At 61.7% G+C, this 21490-nt stretch carries 19 protein-coding genes; 7 read left to right on the forward strand and 12 right to left on the reverse strand.

Annotation, left to right across the window (positions count from 1 at the left end):
• Window positions 1–13: 13 nt before the first annotated feature.
• Entirely contained in the window at window positions 14–610 is a 597-nt protein-coding gene (locus NFR47_RS02135) for a TlpA family protein disulfide reductase (RefSeq protein WP_251213937.1), read from the reverse strand.
• Between the two features lie 376 nt (window positions 611–986).
• Here NFR47_RS02135 and xerD point away from each other — a divergent pair, with 376 nt between their 5' ends.
• Complete coding sequence (gene xerD / locus NFR47_RS02140; RefSeq protein ID WP_251213938.1) at window positions 987–1919, forward strand: site-specific tyrosine recombinase XerD; 933 nt, start codon at window positions 987–989, stop codon at window positions 1917–1919.
• Here xerD and NFR47_RS02145 read toward each other — a convergent pair.
• The 11 genes from NFR47_RS02145 to NFR47_RS02195 form a co-directional block, all read right to left on the reverse strand.
• Complete coding sequence (locus NFR47_RS02145; RefSeq protein WP_251213939.1) at window positions 1914–2258, reverse strand: cytosine deaminase; 345 nt, start codon at window positions 2256–2258, stop codon at window positions 1914–1916. The two genes, xerD and NFR47_RS02145, sit on opposite strands and share 6 nt — an antisense overlap.
• Window positions 2230–3057: a DUF4296 domain-containing protein gene (locus NFR47_RS02150; RefSeq protein WP_251213940.1), complete on the reverse strand. Its 828-nt coding sequence runs from the start codon at window positions 3055–3057 to the stop codon at window positions 2230–2232. Before NFR47_RS02150 ends, NFR47_RS02145 begins: the two co-directional genes overlap by 29 nt.
• Window positions 3058–3059: 2 nt before the next feature.
• A complete protein-coding gene (locus tag NFR47_RS02155) occupies window positions 3060–4265 on the reverse strand; it encodes an ABC transporter permease (protein ID WP_251213941.1) in 1206 nt (401 codons plus the stop codon).
• Between the two features lie 93 nt (window positions 4266–4358).
• Entirely contained in the window at window positions 4359–4697 is a 339-nt protein-coding gene (gene rbfA, locus NFR47_RS02160; protein WP_251213942.1) for a 30S ribosome-binding factor RbfA, read from the reverse strand.
• 10 nt (window positions 4698–4707) lie between these two features.
• Entirely contained in the window at window positions 4708–5517 is an 810-nt protein-coding gene (locus tag NFR47_RS02165) for an outer membrane beta-barrel protein (protein WP_251213943.1), read from the reverse strand.
• A gap of 8 nt (window positions 5518–5525) precedes the next feature.
• On the reverse strand, window positions 5526–7583 hold the full coding sequence (locus tag NFR47_RS02170) for an Ig-like domain-containing domain (protein ID WP_251213944.1): 2058 nt from the start codon (window positions 7581–7583) through the stop codon (window positions 5526–5528).
• A complete protein-coding gene (locus tag NFR47_RS02175; protein ID WP_251213945.1) occupies window positions 7580–8530 on the reverse strand; it encodes a hypothetical protein in 951 nt (316 codons plus the stop codon). Before NFR47_RS02175 ends, NFR47_RS02170 begins: the two co-directional genes overlap by 4 nt.
• Window positions 8518–9030, reverse strand: coding sequence for a 2-amino-4-hydroxy-6-hydroxymethyldihydropteridine diphosphokinase (gene folK / locus NFR47_RS02180; protein WP_251213946.1), 513 nt, complete (start codon window positions 9028–9030; stop codon window positions 8518–8520). The genes NFR47_RS02175 and folK overlap by 13 nt, the downstream gene beginning before the upstream one ends.
• A gap of 3 nt (window positions 9031–9033) precedes the next feature.
• Window positions 9034–10179, reverse strand: coding sequence for a DNA polymerase III subunit (locus NFR47_RS02185; protein WP_251213947.1), 1146 nt, complete (start codon window positions 10177–10179; stop codon window positions 9034–9036).
• A 9-nt stretch (window positions 10180–10188) separates the two neighbouring features.
• The gene (locus tag NFR47_RS02190; protein WP_251213948.1) at window positions 10189–11658 is read right to left on the reverse strand and encodes a lipopolysaccharide biosynthesis protein; all 1470 of its coding nucleotides are present in this window, start codon (window positions 11656–11658) and stop codon (window positions 10189–10191) included.
• Between the two features lie 371 nt (window positions 11659–12029).
• Window positions 12030–13013 (reverse strand): magnesium transporter CorA family protein, encoded by a 984-nt coding sequence (locus NFR47_RS02195; protein ID WP_251213949.1) that lies wholly within the window; start codon window positions 13011–13013, stop codon window positions 12030–12032.
• A gap of 1299 nt (window positions 13014–14312) precedes the next feature.
• Here NFR47_RS02195 and NFR47_RS02200 point away from each other — a divergent pair.
• The 6 genes from NFR47_RS02200 to NFR47_RS02225 all read left to right on the forward strand — a co-directional run bounded on the left by NFR47_RS02200 (window position 14313) and on the right by NFR47_RS02225 (window position 21487).
• Window positions 14313–15287, forward strand: coding sequence for a hypothetical protein (locus tag NFR47_RS02200; RefSeq protein ID WP_251213950.1), 975 nt, complete (start codon window positions 14313–14315; stop codon window positions 15285–15287).
• Window positions 15278–17650 (forward strand): hypothetical protein, encoded by a 2373-nt coding sequence (locus tag NFR47_RS02205; RefSeq protein WP_251213951.1) that lies wholly within the window; start codon window positions 15278–15280, stop codon window positions 17648–17650. The genes NFR47_RS02200 and NFR47_RS02205 overlap by 10 nt, the downstream gene beginning before the upstream one ends.
• A 30-nt stretch (window positions 17651–17680) precedes the next feature.
• Window positions 17681–18553 carry a Clp protease ClpP gene (locus NFR47_RS02210; RefSeq protein WP_251213952.1) on the forward strand — a complete coding sequence of 291 codons (873 nt, stop codon included), beginning with the start codon at window positions 17681–17683 and terminating at the stop codon, window positions 18551–18553.
• 192 nt (window positions 18554–18745) lie between these two features.
• Complete coding sequence (locus NFR47_RS02215; RefSeq protein WP_251213953.1) at window positions 18746–19723, forward strand: hypothetical protein; 978 nt, start codon at window positions 18746–18748, stop codon at window positions 19721–19723.
• Window positions 19724–19787: 64 nt separating this feature from the next.
• Window positions 19788–21014: a phage portal protein gene (locus tag NFR47_RS02220; RefSeq protein WP_251213954.1), complete on the forward strand. Its 1227-nt coding sequence runs from the start codon at window positions 19788–19790 to the stop codon at window positions 21012–21014.
• Window positions 21014–21487 (forward strand): DUF6712 family protein, encoded by a 474-nt coding sequence (locus NFR47_RS02225; RefSeq protein ID WP_251213955.1) that lies wholly within the window; start codon window positions 21014–21016, stop codon window positions 21485–21487. The genes NFR47_RS02220 and NFR47_RS02225 overlap by 1 nt, the downstream gene beginning before the upstream one ends.
• Window positions 21488–21490 lie beyond the last annotated feature (3 nt).

Genomic DNA, 21490 nt, shown 5'->3' on the forward strand with positions numbered 1-21490 from the left:
GTTCCGGAACGGACTAACGGAGCGACCGGATCTTCTCTTTCAAGGCGTCGCGCTGAACCGGCGAGGTGCCATACTCAACCTGTGCGACGATGCCCTCCTTGTCGATGACGACGGTGAGGGGATAACCGTTCGGCCCGACGAACTTGCGGAACTGCGTGTCGCCGACGAGAGCGATCCAATTGAACCCCTGCTCTTCGAGCACGGGCCGGGCGCGTCCGGCGTCCTCGTAAGTCGACGAAAAGAACATCACGTCGGGCATCTCGTCCTTCCAACGGGACAACTCCGGCATCTCGGCCCGGCAAGGTCCGCAGCCGGTGAACCACAAATTGAGCACCATGACCTTCCCGGCGACGTCGGCGCCGGTCCAGGTTCGGCCGTCGATGTCGGTGGCGGAGAAGTCGGGAAACCGGCTCCCCTCCTCCAACAAGGTTTTGCGGACGAAAGAGAGCGAAGCACCCTTGCCCTGGGCTTTCGCCTCGTCGTACTGCGCCAAAAGCAATCGGCCCTCGGGAATCTGCCCGGCCGGGACCGCATACTGCAAGGCGGCGTCGGGCAACGGCTCGGAGAGCTCGAAACCCACGGCCGACGTTCCGGAAGGAGTGGTCAGCATGTACATTTTGGTTATCTTATCTGCCGCGACAGGCATCTCGTGAAAGAAACGACCCTCGACGACGATGATTTTCCGGGGCCGGGAAGCCGGCTGGGCATTCACGGAAGCGACAGACAACAAGAACGCGCAAAGGGCAAAGAAAAAGCGAACGGAAGTCATGGCTGCTGAATATAATGATTGGACACGGTAAAGATAGGGATTTTTGCTCAAACGGCCGCGATTTTCCTTACGAATCGGACGCAACGGCCCCGGGCCGCGGCCGCATGAATGGATCGTGCGAACCTAAAAAATACGACAGAGGAAATATCACATTATGTAAAATTTCGTAACTTCGCCGGAAGCAACCCATCGGGCAAACCCCGAAAACCGCACAGCGATGGCCGAAAACACGAAAAAATGGGAGGAAGCGGGACGCCGCTACCGCACCTACATCAAACTGGAAAAACGCCTTGCGGCGAACACCGTAGAATCGTACATGAGCGACCTGCGCCACTTCGCCCACTACATCCTGCGCCAATGGGACGTGGGACCGCGCAAGGTGGAACGCGAAATGATCGAACGCTACCTGGGCCTGCTCTACGAACGCGGAAGCCGCAAGACGTCGCAGGCCCGCAGCCTGAGCGGCATCCGGAGCTTCTTCAACTTCCTGCTGCTGGAAGAAAAAATCGAGACCTCGCCGGCGGAATTCATCACGACGCCCAAATTCGGCCGCCAACTGCCGGACGTACTGACGACCGAAGAAATCGACCGCATCATAGCGGCCATCGACCCGACGACCCCCAAGGGCCGCCGCGACGGCGCGATGCTGGAAGTGCTCTACTCGTGCGGCCTGCGCGCCTCGGAACTGACGGCCCTGCGCATGTCGGACCTCTTTTTCGGCGAAGGCTACATCCGTGTAATCGGCAAAGGAGACAAACAGCGGCTGGTACCGGTGAGCGCGACGGCCCGCCAGAAAATCCGCCGCTGGCTGGAAGACCGCGGCGACCTCTACGACAAAAACAAGCAAGAAGACGCCGTATTTCTGAACAACCGGGGCGGGAAGCTGACGCGCGTGATGGTCTTCACGATCATCAAACAAGCGGCCCGGCGGGCGGGCATCGACAAACGCATAAGCCCCCACACCTTCCGCCACTCGTTTGCGACGCATCTGCTGGAAGGGGGCGCGAGTATCCGCCAGGTGCAGGAGATGCTGGGCCACGAAAGCATTCTGACGACGGAGATATACACCCATCTGGACCGTGAACACCTGCGCCGCACCGTAGAAGAACATCTGCCGAACTTCAACGGCGGGGAAAGCGAGAAATCATAAGCGCTCGATACGAGTAAAGGCTGTCGGCTGCAAAGAATCGTAATCCAATCCGGAAATCAAGACCAAAACCCCGCGGCCGGGCGTGACGACGGAGGGCAGCCACTCGTCGAGCGGACGGGCAGGCTCGACGCAGAACCGCTCGAAGACGGCGCGGAAATCCACGGGGAAATCGGGGACGAGGACCCCGGCCCGGAACTCGACGAACGCCAACCGGTCGGGCTCGGGACACGACGCGACGGAACGGACGGAACCGTCGCCCGCCAACCCGACGAGCGGATGACGGACCCACCCCTGCGGCGTCCAAAGCAGATTAGAGGCTATCTTTCGGAGCTGCGGCACGGAAAAACTCGTCGGCGAAGATACGGATGCCCAACTGCTGCTCGTAGAGCTGTCCGACGGCGACGCGCACGGGGGGCGTATGGGTGACGCGGAAATCGCGCGCGGTGAACGACGGCCGCAACGGCTTGTTGGGGAAAGTCAACAAATGGATGCACAGCCGCCTATGGGCGGAATCGACCGTGAACTTACGCGACAGGGTCGCCTCGCTGAGCCGCCGCAAACTGACGGTATAGGTCTGGACGCGGCTGCTGTCGGACCTTTCGAGCCACATCTGACTACGAAGCCCCCTTGTATTGAGGTCGAGCGAATCGACGAGGTACTTCAACCGCACCTCGTACTCGCCGGGAACGACGTCGAACGAAAAACTGACCCGCGCGGTATCGGCGAGCGACCGCACGCGAAGCAGCGAATCGGCCCGGAGCGTCCGACGGGCCGAACGCAGGGCGATGTTGTCGATGGTATCGAGCACCGCGACCTCGCGGCTGAAGAACTTGCCCTCGGATTCGAGCAGGTCGATGGCCTGCTCGACGACATCGCCCAGGCGGGCGCTCTTGCGCTTGGAAAAATTACCGATGGTATAATGGACGTCCTGCGTGGTATAACCGTAACGGGCGAAGATGGGCTCGTAGACGTTGAGCGAATCGTGCGCGAGGTTGCGGGGCCCGAGGTAGGCATTGGCGAGGAACGCATCGTGGAAAATCAAGGCCAACTCATCGTCGGGAATGATTTTATGATGGGAACACGAGACGCTGCCGACGGCACACGCCACACAAAGGAAGAAACGGAAGAAGAATTTCATACTCACGAAGTCTTAACGATCATACTGCGGACGGTGATATTGCACAACAAAAACGCCACGGCGGAAAACGAAGCCGCGACGGCCAACAAATCGGCGAAACGGAACTCGACGGGGTAACTTTTGGTGAGGAAACTGTCGGCGGGAATCTCGATGAAACCGAAATGCTGCTGGAGCAACGTCAGCCCGACACCGACCGACAAGCCGCACAAAGCCCCGGCCCCGCAGATGAAGAACCCCTCGGCCCGGAAAATCCGCCGTATTGCCGCGCGGTCGGCCCCGAGAGCGGCGAGGGTACGGATGTCGCTGCGCTTGTCGACGATGAGCATGGCCAACGCCCCGACGACGGAAAACGACGCGACGACGAGAACCAACAAAGCGATGAAGAAGACGCCCCACTTCTCGTAAGTCATGATACGGTAGAACGAAGCCCGCATCTGAAAACGGGTTCGCACCTGGAACCGCTCGCCGACGGCCCGGGCGACGGCGGCCCGGGTTCTGTCGGCATCGGCCCCGGACGCCAACCGCACGGCGAGGGCCGAAACGCGCCCGGGATGCGAAAAAAGCTCCTGAGCGAACGGCAGCGAAGCGAGGACGTAAGAACGCTCGCTATCGAGGTCGACGGTGAAGACCCCACCGACGGGAAGGGTCCGCCGAGTGAAATTCTGCACGGGGAGCAACGACGAAAAAGAACCCCGCCGGACGGCGTACAAACCGACGTCGGCATCGGCCAACGACCGGATACCGAGCATGTAAGCCATCGACTGCCCGACGACGAGCCGCTGAAGGTCGCCGAGGCGCACCTCGGGCGCCCCGACGGTGACGGCGTCGCGCAAAGGCAAGACCAGACCGTAACGGTCGTCGACGCCGCGGACGAGGGCCGTAGCCTGCCGCCCGTCACGCTCCAACAAAACGCTCTGCTCCAAAAAAAACGACCACGCCCCGACGCCGGGAACGCGGGCGAGCGCCGCAGTGTCGAGGTCGGAGACGGCGAACGTCTGACCCTCGGAAGGCGTGAGGGTGAGATCGGCGTCGAAAGCCGAACAATTCTGCCGGACGAGCCGCTCGAACCCGTTGAAGACGGACAAGAGGATGACCATCGCGGCGACGGGAACGGCGACCGCGACGACGCTCAAGGAAGAAATCAACCGGACGACCGACTGCGAAGCGGGCGCGAAGAAATAACGGCGGGCGAAGAAAAAGGGAAACATGCCGGAACGAAAAATTGAAAACCGCCGCACCGTCCACGCTGGGCCGATTCGACAAGCCTGCGGGCAGGGAACTGCGCGATTTCCGATTTTCAACTATTTTTTCAACGCCTGGTCGATGTGCTCGATGTACTCGAGCGAATCGTCGAGGAAGAACTGGATTTCGGGAACGCTCTTGAGCTGGTTGCGGATGCGCTGCCCGAGGGCGCGGCGGATGAACCAACCGTTCTGCTCCAACGCCCCCATGAGCTCCTGGCTACGGTCGAAAGGGAAGACGCTGATATAAATTTTGGCATAACCGAAATCGGGCGAGACGCGCACGGCGGTGACGGTGACCAAAAGCCCCCGGACGATGGCGGCACCCTCCTTCTGGAAGATGTCAGCGACGTCCTTCTGAATCTGCTTGGCGATTTTCTGCTGACGGGTATTTTCCATGATTCGATGATTACAGACCGTATTTGAACACTTCGCGGTTCTTTTCGCGCTTGGGCCGGGGCTTCCACGCGCGGAAACCCTCCTTGTTGAACCGGTAACTCAGACCGACGCTGATATGGAGGTCGTCGAGCGGCGACCGCAGGGGAGTGGCCCAAAAGGGATTCTCGGAACCGTCGGTGGCGTTGTCGGCATACCGGGTGCGATTGCGCACGATGTCGGAGAAACCGAAATAATAACGCACGCGGAAATTGAGCTCGAACCGCCTGATGAGCACCGCGACACCGCCGCCGCCCGCGAGCCCGTAGCCCCACCGGTTGTCGCGCGCGGTATGGAACCGGTAGGAACCGCGCCAATCGTCGGCACCCCGCTCACGGGCCCACTCGTTCTCGTAGGAAGAAGAGAAGTTGTAGGAAAAAGTGGCGGCCGCTTCGAGGTAGACGCGCAGGCGGTTGCGCAACATGTAGAAATGGGGCTGCCAGACGACAGGCAACATCACGGAATTGATGCGTCGCGTATAATAAAGGTAATCGGCCTTGTCGTCGACCGCCGATGCGTTGGGCGCAAAGGAAAAACCCTGCTGGATGAACTCCAGGTCGACACCGAACCCGCCGACGAAACGCTGCGTCCCGTAATAACGCCACGTGAGGCCGCCGCTGTACATGCCCCAAAGGACGCGCGACTCCTGCTTGGGCTCGAACCGCCCGTTGGCCATGCCGTAACCGGCGACGAACCCGAGCGTATGCTGCGCGGCGGCACCCTGCCACCCGACAAGCGCAGCCGCGAGACCCAAAAACGCAAGGATATGTTTACTTCTTCTCATACGCACCGCTATCTCATACCTTGAAACATACCGGCGTTCCGACCGCCGAAACCACCCATACTGCCCATACCGCCCTGGAAAGCGCCGCTCTGCGACCCGGAGACGTCGTTCCGCTGAGGACCCTCCTTGGCGCGCTTCTCCTCCTCGCGGCGCAGGCGCTGCAACTCGCGCTCGTCCAAGAGCCGCGAGAGCGACTGCATGGTGACGGGAGCAAAAATACGGGGCATGTCCATCGTGAACTCGATGTCCCAGTTGGCCTTGGTAGCGAAAGTCTCCCCGCCCTGCTCGTCGACGAACATTTCGGCCCGCTCGGGCTGCCGGCGCGCCACGACGTCGCCCGAATCCCACTTGCCGTTGCCGTTCAAATCCTCGATGACACGGAACTTGATTTCGCCGGGCGAGACGTAATTGAACCGCACGGGCCCGGAAACGACCCCGCGCCTTTCCTGCTTGAGCGACCCGCTGCCGTCGAGCAACTGGACGATATACTGCATCCCCTCGCGGCCGCGGACGTCGATTTTGACGGTGGCGAACTTCTCGGGGTCGAGGACGGTATATTTACCCACGATGGAATCGTTGGTGAACCCGGCGACGTCGGTGATGGCTCCGGCGGGAATGGTGAGGGTGTACTGCCCCTCGGGCTTCCAGGGAGCCCGCACGTACCACCGCCGCAGGAGCGCCGTATCGCGGACGAACCGCACGGGAACGTCCTCGACGGACTTGTCGGCCTTGAGGAGGGTCAACAACATGGCGGCCGAATCGAGCCGGGCGAGGGGATAATCGAAATCGACGGTGAGGTGGTTTTCGGGATTGATTTCGCCGTTGAGCGGGAGCTTGAAAGCAAAGGGACTGGGCTTCCTGGGCTCGGTCCACTCCTCGCCTGCCTCCTCGGCCCTGCGCCGCTCGCGTTCGAGCTTCTCGCGCTCGCGCTGCTGCTCCTTGGTCTCGATGAACCGCCACGAGAGCTTCAACGGCTCGGTGACCCGCCGGAGCACGTTGACGGAATCGTGCTTGAAATAAGTGACCGACCCACGGAGGGTATCGGGCAACTGGGCCGAAGGCACGGTGAACCAAAGAGCGAGCGTATCGCGCCCGACGGTCTGCGGGTCGACGATGAACCCGCCCTCGGGGATGCTGTCGAACCGGATGCTGTCGATCTGCGGATGAGGAGCCGAGAAGTAAAGCAGCGCCTTGTGCTGGAACGGCCGCTCGGACTGCGCGAGCACCTGGCGGCGGAAAGCCCGGTCGGTGAACATGCGCAGATACAACTGAGGCTCGGCGGAGACGTAATGACGCAACGAATCGTACCACATGGCGAAGTCGGGCAACGCGGCAGGATTGTAAGTCCCGTCGAGGAAACCGACCTGGTCGGAACCGGGCTCATAGAGTTGATTGTCGTTCTTGTCCTGCACGGCGTAGACCCTGTAAGGAACAGGCTTGAGGTTCTGAGCGATGAAGATGCCGTTGTTCTCAGCGCGCGCGATGACGGCAGGCTTGTACTTGAAAATAGTGGAATCGTACTCGGCGATGTCCTCGACCGAATCGGCCGGGAAGAACCAGATGAAAGTCTTCGAGACGGAATCGGCCTTGTAGGCGTCGGCCGTATAACCGGAGAGAATCATGGAATCGATCTCGGGCCCGGTGGAGAAGACGTAACGCATGGAATGGAGCGGGTTGCCCTCGTTGTTGTCGCGCAGGGCACTGCCGAAATTAAGGGCATAGGTGGTATTGGGCAGGAGCGTATCGCGCAACTGGATGACGATGCCGCGGCCCCGCAAGGTGACGGTGGGCTTCTTCTTCATCTGCGGCGACGTGAAGAACTCCTTCTGCTGGTCCTTGAGCTGCACGAACTCGTCGAACTCGATGTAAATCTTACCATGCCCGACGAGCGGACGGTCGGTGGAGAAGTTGTCGGGCGTCATGTTGACGATGACGGGGGGCAGCGTATCGCGGGGCCCGCCCGTGGGGATCATCATGCTGGCGCACCGGCTGAAGAAAGCCGACGCGAAGAAAAGCACCACGACGGCGCGCAGAACGGACAACGTATGCGGGAAAGCGGACTTCATCGGAGGGAGGTATCGGGGTTCTGCTCCTCCTGGGGAGCGTAAAGGTCGCAGACGAAACACCACCCGTCGACCTCGGCGATCCACTGCTTGGTCCACGGCCGGAACAGAAGCGAGAAAGTGGGACTTGCCCCTGCGAGGTCGACCTCGGCCTTGGTATAGGCGTAGGTGCGGTGGGTACGGTCGACGACGACGATCATGACGGGCGACGCGGTGACCTCCATACTGTAAAGCGTGGAACCGGAGACGGGATAAGCCGGGAAATCGGGCGAAGTGCGGGTCTGACCGGATGTCTTGGAAGTGAGAATGCCGTTGACGGCATCGTCGTAGGAAGCGATGCGCCAGGCGGTGGTGTCGGCGGCGTAAGCGTAGATTTTGGGCTGGGAAAGCGGCTCGGGCTGCGCCCCCTCGGCCGACTGCGCCTGGGCGTCGACGAAACACTCGACCCGGGTGGGGTCGACGTAGAAATCGTTGAAGAAAAGCCAATTGCCCCACTTATAGGAACGCCCGGAACGCCAAGGCTGAAAAATCAACGAGACGGTGAGCACGGGGAGGTTCTCGCCGATGCGCTGCTGCGTATAGGCGTAGAGCCTGTCGACGGGATCGACGGCGACGACCATCTGCCACTCGCGGTCGAGGGGCAGGCTGATCCACCCGCCGTCGCCGTAAGGCTGCGACGAAGCGCAGGGCGCGGACTGCTTCACGGCGGGGTCGGCACGCGAAGTGATGACCCCGGCGAGGGCATCATCGTAGGAAGCGACGGTCCACGCGGCCGTATCGGCGTCGAACGCGAACGCGACGGCCCCGGCGACGGGCTCCCGCACGCGGTCGTCGGAAGTGACCTCGCGCAAGGGCTTGAGGACGTAATCGGTGCGGAAAGCGACCTTCTTGAAACAAGAGACCGCCGACAACGCGAGGGCGAAAAAGAATATGCAACTTACTTTCCGCATGGCTGTTCGGATGATTGTGCACGCAGGGCATCGAGCATCTGGGCGACGGTGAGCCCCAAAACGGGATGCCTGCGTCCGCGCATGATTTCGCAGAGGGGCACGAGCGCGAACTCCCGCTCGGCGAGCCGGGGATGGGGCACCGTGAGCCGCTCGCTGCGGATGACGGCGTCGTCGTAAAAGAGGATGTCGATGTCGATGGGCCGCGACACGTAGGCAGCCCCGGTACGCGCCTTTTCGAGGGTCTCGGCGGCGCGGTTGCGCCCCAACTCGCACTCGATGCGCTGCACGGCGTCGAGCACCTCCTCGGGCGCGAGGTCGGTGGAAACCTCGAGCGCCTGATTGGAAAAACGGTTGCCGGAGAACCCCCACGGCTCGCTCTCGTAACGATGCGAACACCGCAGGACGGCCCCGACGCGGTCGTTGACGAGCTGCTGCGCCGACTGAAGGGTACGCTTGACGTCCCCGGTATTGCCGCCTGCAAGAAGAACCACACGTGCCATAAACTACAAATGCTTGATGAGTTTGCTCACCGCGAGGGCGAAATGGGTGAAGACGATGGTCGGGTTGCCGTTCTGCGACAACTGCGCCGAAGCGCTCTCGATCTGGGCGATGAGCGGCTCGATGTTGCGCGAATCGACGAACGGCGCGAACTTGGAACAGAACGCCAGCTCCTCGCCCCAAAGGTAACCGACCTCGGGAATGGCGGCGTGGAGCATGAAACTTTCGCGCAGGAGCCGTGCGGCGTCGAGCAGGAAAGCCCGCTGCTGCTCGCGCGAGAACTGGGCGGCCTCCTCGGCCCAGGCGACGAGTTCGAGGTGCTTGTCGTTGTAACTCAAACGCATCAGCGAACAGAAAAGCCCGAAATTCTCGTGACGCAGAGCGTCGTTCTCCCCGGCGGCCAAGTGCTGCAACTCCAACAGACTGCCCCCGGCGAGCCGGGCCATACTGCGCGCCTGGACGGGGTCGGTGACGCCGCTGTCGAAGGCGGCGCGCTCCAAAACCGCGGGCGCGATACGCGGCACAGCGACCTCCTGCGTACGCGAGAGGATGGTGGGCAGCAAACGGTCGGGCCGCTCGGAAACAAGGATGAAGAGCGTGCGCTCCCAAGGCTCTTCGAGAATCTTGAGAATCTTGTTGGCGGCCTCCTCGTTCATAGCCTCGGGCAACCACACGAGCATGACCTTATAATCGGCCTCGAAACTCTTGAAAGAGAGCTTGCGGATGATTTCGTCGGCCTCGCGGGCGGAAATCATCCCCTTGAGCGTCTTGCCGAGGTCGAGCCTGTCGTACCAATCCTGCGGCGAAACGTACCCGCGGCGCTCGGCGAACAACTCGCGGAAACGGGGCAGAAACTCGTCGCTCAACATGACCTCGCCGGACTTCTTGCCCTGCTTGTTGACGGGAAAAACCAGATGGAAGTCGGGGTGGGCCAAAGCGGCGATCTGCCTGCAATCGGGACACTCGCCGCACGAATCGCCGTCGTGGCGATGGCGGCAGCAAAGATACTGCACGTAAGCGACGGCCAACGCCAACGACCCGGCCCCGGCGGCCCCCGTAAACAACTGGGCATGGCTGACCCGCCCGGTATCGACCGAACGCGCCAAATGCCGCTTGAGCTCCTCCTGCCCTATGATGTCGGCGAAACGCACCTTTCTGTTCTACTTTTTTCTGAGCGCGGCCCGCACCAACGCCCCGACGTCGATATGCTCGCGCCGGACGAGGTAGGCCGAATAGCCCGCAAACAACACTATATTGAACGCATAACCCGCAAACATATTGCCGATGCGGGCCGCGAACGATTCGGCGACGAAGAAGACGCCCAAAGCGACGACGACGAACTCGCCGATACGCCCCCACTCGTAAGGAGTGGGAAAGAAACGCCTGTTGAGCCACCAACTGACGGCGACCATGACCGACTCGCTGGCGAGCCGGGCCCAGGCGGCCCCGAAATAACCCCACAAGGGGATGAACCAAAAACCGAACAGGAGCATGGCGGCCAAACCGGACCCGGTGACGACGATGGCGAGCGGAGTACGCTCCTCGCGCTTGTACCAGAACGAAAGGTTGAGCCACACCCCCGTGAGAACGTTGGCGCCGAGCACGACGGGCAGGATATGGATGCCCTCGCGGAAATCGCGCCCGACAATCAAGGCGAAGAAATCGCGGAACAAGGCGATGCCCAGAAAGATGAGCATCGACGCCATGACGTAGTACTTGAGCGCCGCGGCGTTCATCCGCACGAAATCGGACTTCCGGAAATTGGAGAGGAAGAACGGCTCGGCGGCGAGGCGGTACATCTGGTAAAAGAGCATCATGACGACGGCGATTTTGGTGATGGCGCCGTAGACCCCCAGCTGGGCCATCGCCCCGGCGGGAACCAGATATTTGATCAACTGACGGTCGATGAACTCGTTGGCCGTACCTGCGAGCCCGCCTATCAAGAGCGGCAGGGAATAGGCGAAGATGACGGCCAGCAACGCCCAATCGACGCGCGGCACGGTCCGGTCGACGGTGGAGAGGATGACGCACCATGTGGCGACGCTGGCGGCGAGGTTGGCGACGAAGACCCACCCGACCCCGAACTCGGACGCAAAGAGCCCGGCGGCCCCGAACGCAAACGCGAGAGCGACATTCAACACGACGTTCAACGCCTTGATGCCGACGAACGTAAGCGACCGCCCCTGCTCGCGGAGCCGCGAAAAGGGAATGCAGGCCCACACGTCGAAAAGGATGATGGCCCCGACCCAGACGACATACTCGGGATGGGCGGCGTAGGCCTCGCCCATGACGCGGGAAAGGGAACCGCGGAACCCGACGACGAACACGAAAAAGACGAGCGCGGCGAGCGACGTGATGCCCCATGTGGTGGCGAACAAACGCCGTTTGGCCGCGATGACATCGCTCCCGGCCTGGTCGGCCTTGGCGGAGAAACGGAAATAGCTGGACTCCATCCCCATGGTCAGCAGCGTGAGCGCCAGGGGGATGAGGGCATAGACATCGGTGACGATACCGTAGGTCTCCTGCCCGAAAATACGGGTATAGTAAGGCGTGAGCAGATAGCTCAGAAACCGCACCACGATGGTGCTGATGCCGTAGACGGCCGTCTGTTTCGCCAGTTTTTCGAGCATGGAAAAAGGTTAACTTGGCAAAGATACGAATAAGCGAGAGCAAAAGCAAGTTCACTTGCATTTTGCCGAGCATGAGTATCTTCGGCGAAGCCAAAGTGCGCAAGTCGAACGCAATGCCAAATTTATTTGAGCATTGCTGAGACGAAGCCTATCTTCTGTAAAGATACGAATAAGCCGAATACAAAACCAAACTTGTTTGGATTTTGTTGAGGCGAAGTATCTTCAGGTGGCAACGACTTGTCATGTTGAGCGATAGCGCAACATCTGTGCAGTCAAACGATATGGATTCTTCGCTGTACTCAGAATGACAAAGGAAAACGCACGAAACGGCAAAAACCTTTCGCTTTTCTCTTTTCACCCTTCACTTTGACTTACAGCCACTTCTTGTAACGGAAATACCAGATGGTAAGTCCCGAACAAAAGATCATGAGCCCGATGGCGAAGAGGTAACCCACGGGAACGACCCACCCGTTAGGCAGCGTGAGGTGCCAGTCGAGCTCGGGCATGTACTTGAAATTCATGCCGTAAATCGAAGCGATGAGCGTAGCGGGCAGGAAGATGACGGCGGCCACGGAGAAAATCTTGACGATTTCGTTCTGCTCGATGTTGATGAGACCCAACGCGGCGTCCTGGATGTAGTCGAGACGCTGGAACGAAAAATCGGCGTGGTTGATAAGCGAATTGACGTCCTTGATCATCAACTGCAACCGGGGATAGATGTCGTTGGGGAAACGCTCGGAACGCAGGATGCCCGAGAGGACGCGCTGACGGTCGAAGATATTCTCGCGCAACGACATGGTACTCTCCTGCAAGGCGCTGATGCGGTGCAGCACCTCCTTGTCGATGGTATCCTCGGAATTGATGGCCTTGGAAAGCGAAGCGACCTGCTTGGAAACGAGCTCGACCATGTCGGCGTCGAAGTCGATGCGCACCTCCAGCAACGAAATGAAGAGGTGGTAACCCGTCGGATAACTCCGGTAATTCATCTGCAAACGCTTCTCGGTCTCGCGGAACGTGCGCGACTCGGCCCCGCGGACAGAGACGAGGACCCCCTCGTTGGAGATGATGAACGAAACGGGCTCAACGACGAACGAATCGCCCGTAGGCACGAAGAAATTGGAGTTGGAGACGATGGCGTTCTCGCTCTCGGAATACTTGGAAGTCGATTCGATCTCCTCGACCTGCTGCTTGGTCTGGAGACTGATCTCCATGAAGTTCTCGACGGCCTTCTGCTCCTTGATGGTGGGAAGCAACATGTCGATCCACAGGATGTCGTCGTAGCCGAGCTCGTCGAAGAGCCGGGTGTCGGCATTGCGGATGATTTTGTTATACTGCTTGAGGTAGATGGTAATCATGAAAAGGGCTCTCTGAAAGGTTGTGGAATCCGTGGGCGAAGAGAGGCGGGCATCCGGCCCGCAAAGCTCTTCAGCCGGGATTGGCCCTCGGAGCCACCTTCAGCCCCCGGTCCCAGCACGCGAGAAGCGCCTGCCGCCGCTGCCGTCCGAACAACGTGTCCCGACGCTGCGGCGCGCAAGAACCCGGCCGCGCGAACGGAAGCGCGGAAAAACAACGGACGAAAAGGAGGGGGAGGGACAACGGTCGGGCGGCACGCAGGCTACCTGCATGCTGTGCGCCGCAAAGCGCCGGCATTGTGCCGGAACACGACGCAAAGGCTATACGCGGAACTATGACCATCGTCCATAAGGGATAAACAGCGTTGGTTAATGCGACAAAGTTATACAAAAATCGGTAGCTTTTTATACAAAACCGTCAAAAAAACCGCCCGAAAACTTGACAAAGGGGGTATCGCCGTTATATATTTGCACCGCGGTTCCGACACAGCCCCGGGCCCGGGGACGAATTATCCACACACACGAAAGATTGGTTCTCAATCCGTTGGCCGCAATCATCAACACTTATTGACATTCTGTCGCCAGGTTATCGACACACGCTGCCTGCCGTTGCCGCTTCTCCGGACCGCCATGCCGGACCTGCAAATTCCTGCTCTTTTCTGCTCTTTCGCAATGCAGCCGGTGCGCAAATCGGCGACCCTACTTGCAGCCATTCGGCGGCGCGTCTGAGGTTCTTGTCTGCAATCTTGTATCTGCGGTCTTATAGTCGGTCTTGTCCACAACCTTATTTGCGACCCTGCCGCGCCCTGTCTGTGTCCGACAAAAGACAGAACGGGACGCTTCGTACCCCTGAATTCGCCGAAAAAGTCCTGCTAAGGCATAATCGAACCTGTTCTTAAACCAAGCATTGCGCCACAAAGCGGCAGACCAGCCGCATTCCCAAACGGCAAAAGCGCCGCCCTTTTTTCACCTTGAACCCCTTTTCGAGGGCTTGACATGTCGGCGCGATGAACGCGGAGCCCGGCTCGCACTTGGAGCGCGACCGCCCCAGCCGGGCCTGCGAGTGGTTGCGGCGGCATATGTCATTCTGAACGAAGTGAACCGACGAACGAAGCATGTGCAGAGACTGCTTGCAGGCTATGCCATGCAAGGAGGAGGTCAACAAGCGCAGCGCAAGTTAAGAATCTATTTTATAGAAAAGCAGATTCTTCGTCAAGGCTTCGCCTTTCCTCAGAATGACAAGGCGACTACAGTTGACCTTCTCACCTTTCACTTTCTACTTTTCACTTTTCACCTTAAAACATGCTATCCTTCACCACCCAACCCGCAGACTGCGTGCCTGCGGGACAACGAGCCGAATACCGTCTTACGTGCGACCCGGCGCAGACGGCCGACATCCGGATAACGGATTCGCAGACGGACGAGCTGCTGGGCACCAAACGTTTCGTCGACGTAGCGGAAGCCGTGTTCGATGCCGCGCCCATAGTCCGGCGGCACATCGCGTTCGCCCCCGAATCCGGCACCGCCACGGGGTTCATCGCGAACACCGACCGGATACGCAGCGTAAAGGTCGCCGCCGCACCGACCGACGCCCCCGCCCAAGCGGTCGTCTCCTCCGCCAGCGTGTACTACGCCGCCACCGAAGCTGCACCGATTCCGTCGCTGCTGACTGCCATGCCGCTCCAGCGGCTGCTCGCGCCCGGCGAACAAGACGAAATCACGCTGCTGAAATACGGTCTGCTGCGGATGACCGTCATGGCCAAGGGACCCGCCGGAGAACGGACGCAGAACTACACCAGCACCTCCACGCCCATCCACCTGTTCCGGCTCTGCGCCGACGATTTCCCCGACGCTGAACAGCTCACCCTCGATTTCGCCGGGATCGGAACGATAGTCTACACGACAGCGCCGAAACCCCACGATGCCTGCCGCCTTGCCTGGCGAAGCCGCGTCGGGTCGCTGGAACACTACACCTTCCCCACCGAAGTCTGCGCCACGGTCGAAGCGTCGAAAACCCGGATATGCGGTCCCGACGGATATTCGACGACGGCCAGCACGGAAAAACGCCGCACCCGTCTCCGCTCGGCCTACGAAACGCGCACCGCGGCCGAAGCGCTGGCGGAAATCGTCGCTTCACCGCAGGTGTGGCGGGTGGCGGGCGGGCGCTACGAACCCGTCGACGTAGTGACCGACACGGCCGTGCTCCAGCGCCAGGGGGTGCTGAACATGCTGGAAATCGAAATCCGCCCCTGCAAAACCGACCGGCCATGGAGATGACGGTGCAACTCCGCATAGACGGTCGGCCCTGCGACCTCGGGCCGGGACCCTGCGCCGTACCGGGCTATTCGGCCGCCCGGACGAGCGACCCGGACGCCTGCCGCGAAGGCCGCAGGATGCAGCTCGCCATTCCGCCCACCCCGCGCAACCGCACCCTGCTGGGCGACCCTCGCGACCCGCACACGGGGAGCCGCTTCAATGCCGCCCTGCACACGGCGACGATAACGGCCGAAGACGCCGTGCTGCTGGAAGGCACGGTCCGCCTGCTGGCGGCATCGGACGAAGCGTTCACCCTCGAAATCCGCGACGGCGGAGCGGGCTGGGCGGAACGGGCGGCGCGGCGGATGTTCAACACGCTGGGAATCGACTACCTCAACCCGCTTTCGGCCGAGACGGTCCGCCGAAGCTGGACCGACGACGCGCCCGTCAAGTTCTTTCCCATCCACCGCGACGAATACCCGCAGCTCAACAACCCGCAGGACCTGCTCCCGGCCGAACGGCTGCTGACGGTCGACGACTACCACCCGTTTCTCCACGTCGTCACCCTCGTGGAGCGGATGTTCGAGGAAGCGGGCTACCGGATCGAAAGCGCCTTTTTCGCCACGCCGTTCTTCCGGTCGCTCTACATGAGCGGCGCCTACCCCTCGCGCGACACCTCCGCCGCCACGGCCCGGATGGGTTTCTTCGCCCGGCGGCTGGCCCCGGCGACCGCCACGGCGAGCCCGGCCGGAATGGTCTACGCCGACCCCAAGGCGTCGGTCAACACGGTGGGCAACATCGTCGACACGGCCACGCCCCAGACGACCGACGCCGACGGCGAAGCGATTCCCGAACTCTGCAACAACGGCGGCTCGTTCGGCCTGACGAACGGAATGATCCGCTTCACCCCGCCGACGCAGGTGAGCGCCGGGTTCGAGTACTACCTCAAGTACACCACCGACCACCGGATAGCAAGCCGCACGCAGCTCCGGGGATTCGACACGGTGTACCTGGGGCCGGGGTCGCGGCTGAACTTCACGCTGGCCAACCGCTACGAAGACCGCCGCCCGGCGATGCGGGCCAATTACGCCTACCGCATCGTAGTCTTCGGCCACACCGCGGGCAGCCAATACCGGCTGACCTGCACCCTCGACGGCGTCGCCGGAGCGGCATGGACCACCTTTTCGGGCCGCTCGGCACGGGTTGCGAGCCCGGTATCGGGGAATCCGGCGAACCCCGTTCTGTGGGTCATGCGCGACGGGCTGTGGACCCGCTACGCGGAAGACTGGGCGCTTTACGACGGCAACGTGGAGGAGACGGGGCAGACGACCGTCGAACTGCGGGTCCGCACAGCCGCGGAACTCGTCTCGCCTGCATCGCCCAAGTATTTCTACGCCATCAACTTCTCGGGCGCCGAGGCGGGCATGGCACTGACCCTCCACAAGGAATGCTCGCTGCGGCCCTGCTTCCTTTCGAGCCCGGGCTACGGGTCGGTGCTGCGCTTCGCCGACGTCGCCCAGCACCGCATCCGCCAATCGGAACTGCTCGAAGCGCTGGCCCACCTGTTCAACCTGCGGTTCTACACCGAGGAAGCCACCCGGCGGGTCTTCATCGAACCTGCCGACGGCTTCTACGGAAGCGGTCCCGAAGCCGACTGGCGCACCAAAACCGATTTCTCGCAGCCCGTGGTACTCGAAGAAATCGCGCCGCAGATCCACGAAGTGCGCACGTGGTGCTACCAGGAGGGCGACGGAGCCGTGAAACGCTACGAAAGCGACGCCGACACCGCATTCGGAGCGTGGAGCGTCCGCACCGACAGCTGCGCGGCCAAGCAGGGCGAACGGACCGAACGCAACCCGCTGTTCGGCCCCACGCTCAACAGCACGGGACACTACCGCAACGCCCCGGCGGCGCAGCTGATGCAGGTGGGCGACCGCGACGATGCCGCGCAGGACGGCACCAACTTCACGCCCCGCATCGTGCGCTACATGGGGATGCACCCGCTGCCCGACGGCCAGCGGTGGGGCTACCCGCTCCACGCGGCGGAATATCCGCTGGCAGCGTTCCACTTTGCGGGCGACGCCACCGGCGAACCATTCACACTCTGCTTCGAGGACCGAGACGGCGCGCAGGGACTGCACCGCTACTACGACCGCCAGACGACGCAGGAAGCGACCCGCCAACGGATCAGCCTCTCGCTGCGGCTGGCGCCCGACGAATTCGCGGCGCTCCTGGCTCCGGGAACGGGCGCACCGGACATCCGGTCGGTCTTCCTGCTCGACACGGGCGGCGACACGGTCCGGGCGACGCTCCACGCCGTCGGCGACTACGACCCCGCCGCAGGCTCGGTCCGCTGTACGTTCACCCGCCTGCCGGAAGACTGAAAACAAACCCTTTACAAAACCTCAAAAAAAATGGACTTTCAAATTCGCAACGCCTCCGATGCCTGCCACATCGACATCGAGGGGACGATCGGAGTGCCCGAAGAATGGCAGTTCGACCAACCGCAGCAGCGTGTGGCCACCTACGAAAAATTCCGCGACGCCGTGCAGCGCATCGCCGAAATCGACGCCCCGGAAGTGGTGGTCAACATCCGCTCGACGGGCGGCGACGTCAACGACGCACTGCTGATTCATGACGCTTTGCGCCAACTCCCGGGCCGCGTCACGACCCGCTGCTACGGCTACACCGCCTCGGCCGCCACCATCATCGCGCAGGCCGCCAGCGAGGGCCGCCGCGAAATTTCGGCCAACGCCCTCTACCTGATCCACACCTCCATCTGCGCCACCGAGGGCAATGCGGCGGAACTGAGCGGCAAACTTGACCTGCTTCGCCAGACCGACCGCCGGCTGGCCGAAATCTATGCCGCCCGCTCGGGACGCACCGCAGAGGAGTTCGAGACGCTGATGGCCGAGAACAACGGCAGCGGCCGCTGGCTCTCGCCCGAAGAGACGGTTGCGGCGGGGCTGGCCGACACGATTGTGGGCGCAGAAGAAAAACCGGCCGAACAAAAGCCCAAGAACGCTGTGCGCGGCTGGGAAAAACTCCTCACCCACTTAGGAATCCGCACCCCCGCCCCGCCGCAGCTGCCCAAGGACCGCAATGTCCTGCATTTCGACGACGACCACGCCGCCGCCCAACGCCGCTCGGAAGTCGCAGCCGAAGAAGCGTTCCTCCATGCCGGACCCACCCGGGTCCTGCCCTGCGACGACCCCGGCTATGCCGAAGCCGTCCGGTCGGCCAACCAACGGGCCTACGACGCCGACGCACGCCAGTTCCGGAAATAGCGACGAAAATTCACAATTCACAATTCACAATTCACAATTCACAATTCACAATTCACAATTCACAATTCACAATTCACAATTCACAAAAAAAGTCATGTTGAACGCAATTAAACATCTGTAAAACAGATTCTTCACTTCGTTCAGAATGACAATTTTTAATTCCTAATTTTTCATTTTTAATTACAACAAGCCATGAGTTTCTTGGAAAACGCCAAACAGTACACCGGTGCCGACCTCGACACCATCTTCTTCCGACCCTTTCTGACCGGGCCCTCGGCCCAGGAACTGGGCGTGCGGGTGCTCTACAACATGCCCGTCCCCACCACCGTCCAACTTTGGGACGGACGGCTCAACATCCTTCAGAAACACACCGGAAAAGGCTGGACCGGGGGCGCCGCCGCCACCAAATACCAGAAGACCATCTCCCTGAACCGCGTCAAGGCCGAACTGGGCTTCTCGGCCTCCGACTACTTCTCGCTGGTCTACGAGAAAATCGCCACGGGCCCCGACGTCAACATGGACGACCTGACGGGCACCCAACTCGAACAGGCCGAGACCGAATTGTTCCGGCAAGCCGTCGCCGAGAGCATCCGCGCCACGATGTGGGTGGGCGACATCGAAGCGACGAAAGGCTACAACACTTTCGATGGATTCCTCAAGACCGTCAACGACTGCATGGTTGCCGAATCGTTCTACACCCTGCCCTACCAGCAGGCGAGCCTCAACGCACCCGACGGCGTCATCGAGATTTTCGACGCCCTGTGGAAGAACGCCGACACACGCCTGCAAGACGGCAAAGCCGAGGGGCAACTTGCGTTCTTCGTCACCTCGGACCTCTATTTCCTCTACGAGAAGTATCTCGACACCAAAGGCACCGACGCGGCCTACATCGACTCGATGAACGGGCGCCAGACCCTCGCCTACCACGGCATCCCGGTTGTCGACGTGCGGCTGGGCAACTACCTCCCGGAGACCTCGTTCCACCAGTCGTTCTGCCTGCTGACCGACCGCCGCAACCTGGTGCTGGCGGTCAACACGGCCGACTTCCCGGGCAACGAAGTCCGCATGTGGTACAACCCCGACGAAATGGAAAACCGCCAGCGCGCCCTCTTCATGGCCGGCTGCGACGTGCTCGACGAAACCCTGCTCGCCTATGCCTACCGCGAATAAACGCCGCGCCCGCAGAGACCGTAAAGCGCTTCTGCGGGCGCTTTCTCCCCAAAACACCCCTGCCATGGAACGCAAAAACCCCAAAATCGCCCTCGGCGTCACTGCCCGCACCGACCCCTACGCCACGCTTGGCGCCGCGACGGTCCGCAGCGACAAGTTCTGGCGCTGGGGCGACGACAATCTTTTCCCCAGCGCGCTGGCGCTGATGGCCCGCCGCTCGAACACCCACCGCCGCATCATCAACGACAAGGCCGACTACATTTCGGGCAAAGGCTTCGTCTGCGACGAGACGGCACAGCCCCGGCTCCGGGCGTTCGCCGACCGTGTCAATCCGCTGGGCGAAAGCCTGCGGCAGGTGCTCAACAAACTGGCTTTCGACAAGGCGCTTTTCGGCAACGCCTTTCTGGAAATGGTGACCGACGCGCAGCACTCCTTTCTGGCGCTCTACCACCAGGACGCCACCCGCTGCCGCATCGCCCGCGACGAACGGCACATCCTCCTGCACCACGACTGGGCGGCCTTCAAACCCGGCGAAGCGCAGACGCTGCCCCTCTACCCCGCATTCGAGGAGCAGGCCGACGGCACCGTGCGATCGCTGATCCACTACAAGGACTACGAACCCATGTACACCCACTACGGCGTACCGCCCTACATAGCCGGATTCGGAGCCTCGGCCATCGCCTACAAGACCGACCGCTGGAACATTTCGCGCCTGGACAACTCGTTCCAGCTCTCGGGCGTCCTGCTGCTCGATTCGGCGGTCGACAACGAAGCCGAAGCCGAACGCATCACGCGGCTGGCCGAGGAGAAGTTCGCCGGCAACCCCGGGCAGGTCATGTTCGTCATCCGCGACGGCGGCGACGAAAAGGACCATTCGCAGTTCATCCCCATCTCCTCGCAGAACGAGGGCGACTGGCAGGCGCTCCACGCACAGGCCGTCGGCGACATCGTGGTGGCCCACTCGTGGTTCCGGACCCTGAGCGGGCTCGACTACGCCGGAGGCTTCAGCGCCGAACGCATCCTCCACGAATACGAAGTGGCGCTCAACACGGTGATTCTCGGCGAGCAGGCCGAACTGATGGAACCCATCCGCGAAGCGCTCCGCACCGTGGCGGGGCTCGACGCCTCGTCGCTGCAAATCGTCAACCGCCCGCCCACGCGCTCCAAACCCATCTACATGAAGGTCTGGGAAGCGCGCAAGGCCGACGGCCTGGACTACGACCCCGACGACGAGCGCCAGCAGGCCTTTCTGTCGGAAATCACGAAGTACAACATCCGAAGCATCGAATAATGAAGACACTGATAACTCCGGCGCAGGTGCTCGCAACGGCGTTCGGCGACGGCGAAACCCTCCCGCCCTCGACCGTCGCCGCTGCCGACATCGCCGCCGCCGAAGCCCGCTGGATCGTCCCGGCCATCGGCCGCAGGCTCCACGAAAAACTGCTGATCGGGGGCTACTCCGACTTCCGCAACGAGTATCTCGCAGCCCCCACGGCTTTCTACACCCGCGCCCTGCTGCAACCCCGGCTCGACGTGAGAACCGACCGCAACGGCACAATGACCCCCGAATCCGCCTACGGAAAACCTGCCGACGAAGAAGCCCGGCGCAAACTGCGGCGGCATCTGCTCCTGCAAGCCCGCACCCTGCTCGACCGTGCCGTCGCCTACCTCGACGAACGCCCGGCCCTCTTTCCCGAATACGAACCCGGCGCCAACCCAGCCGCCCGCGGCTCCGTCTGCGGCGGCATCGTACTGCTCCGCTAAAAA

Origin of the sequence: Alistipes muris (genome assembly GCF_943193205.1) — a bacterium.
Lineage (GTDB): Bacteria > Bacteroidota > Bacteroidia > Bacteroidales > Rikenellaceae > Alistipes > Alistipes muris.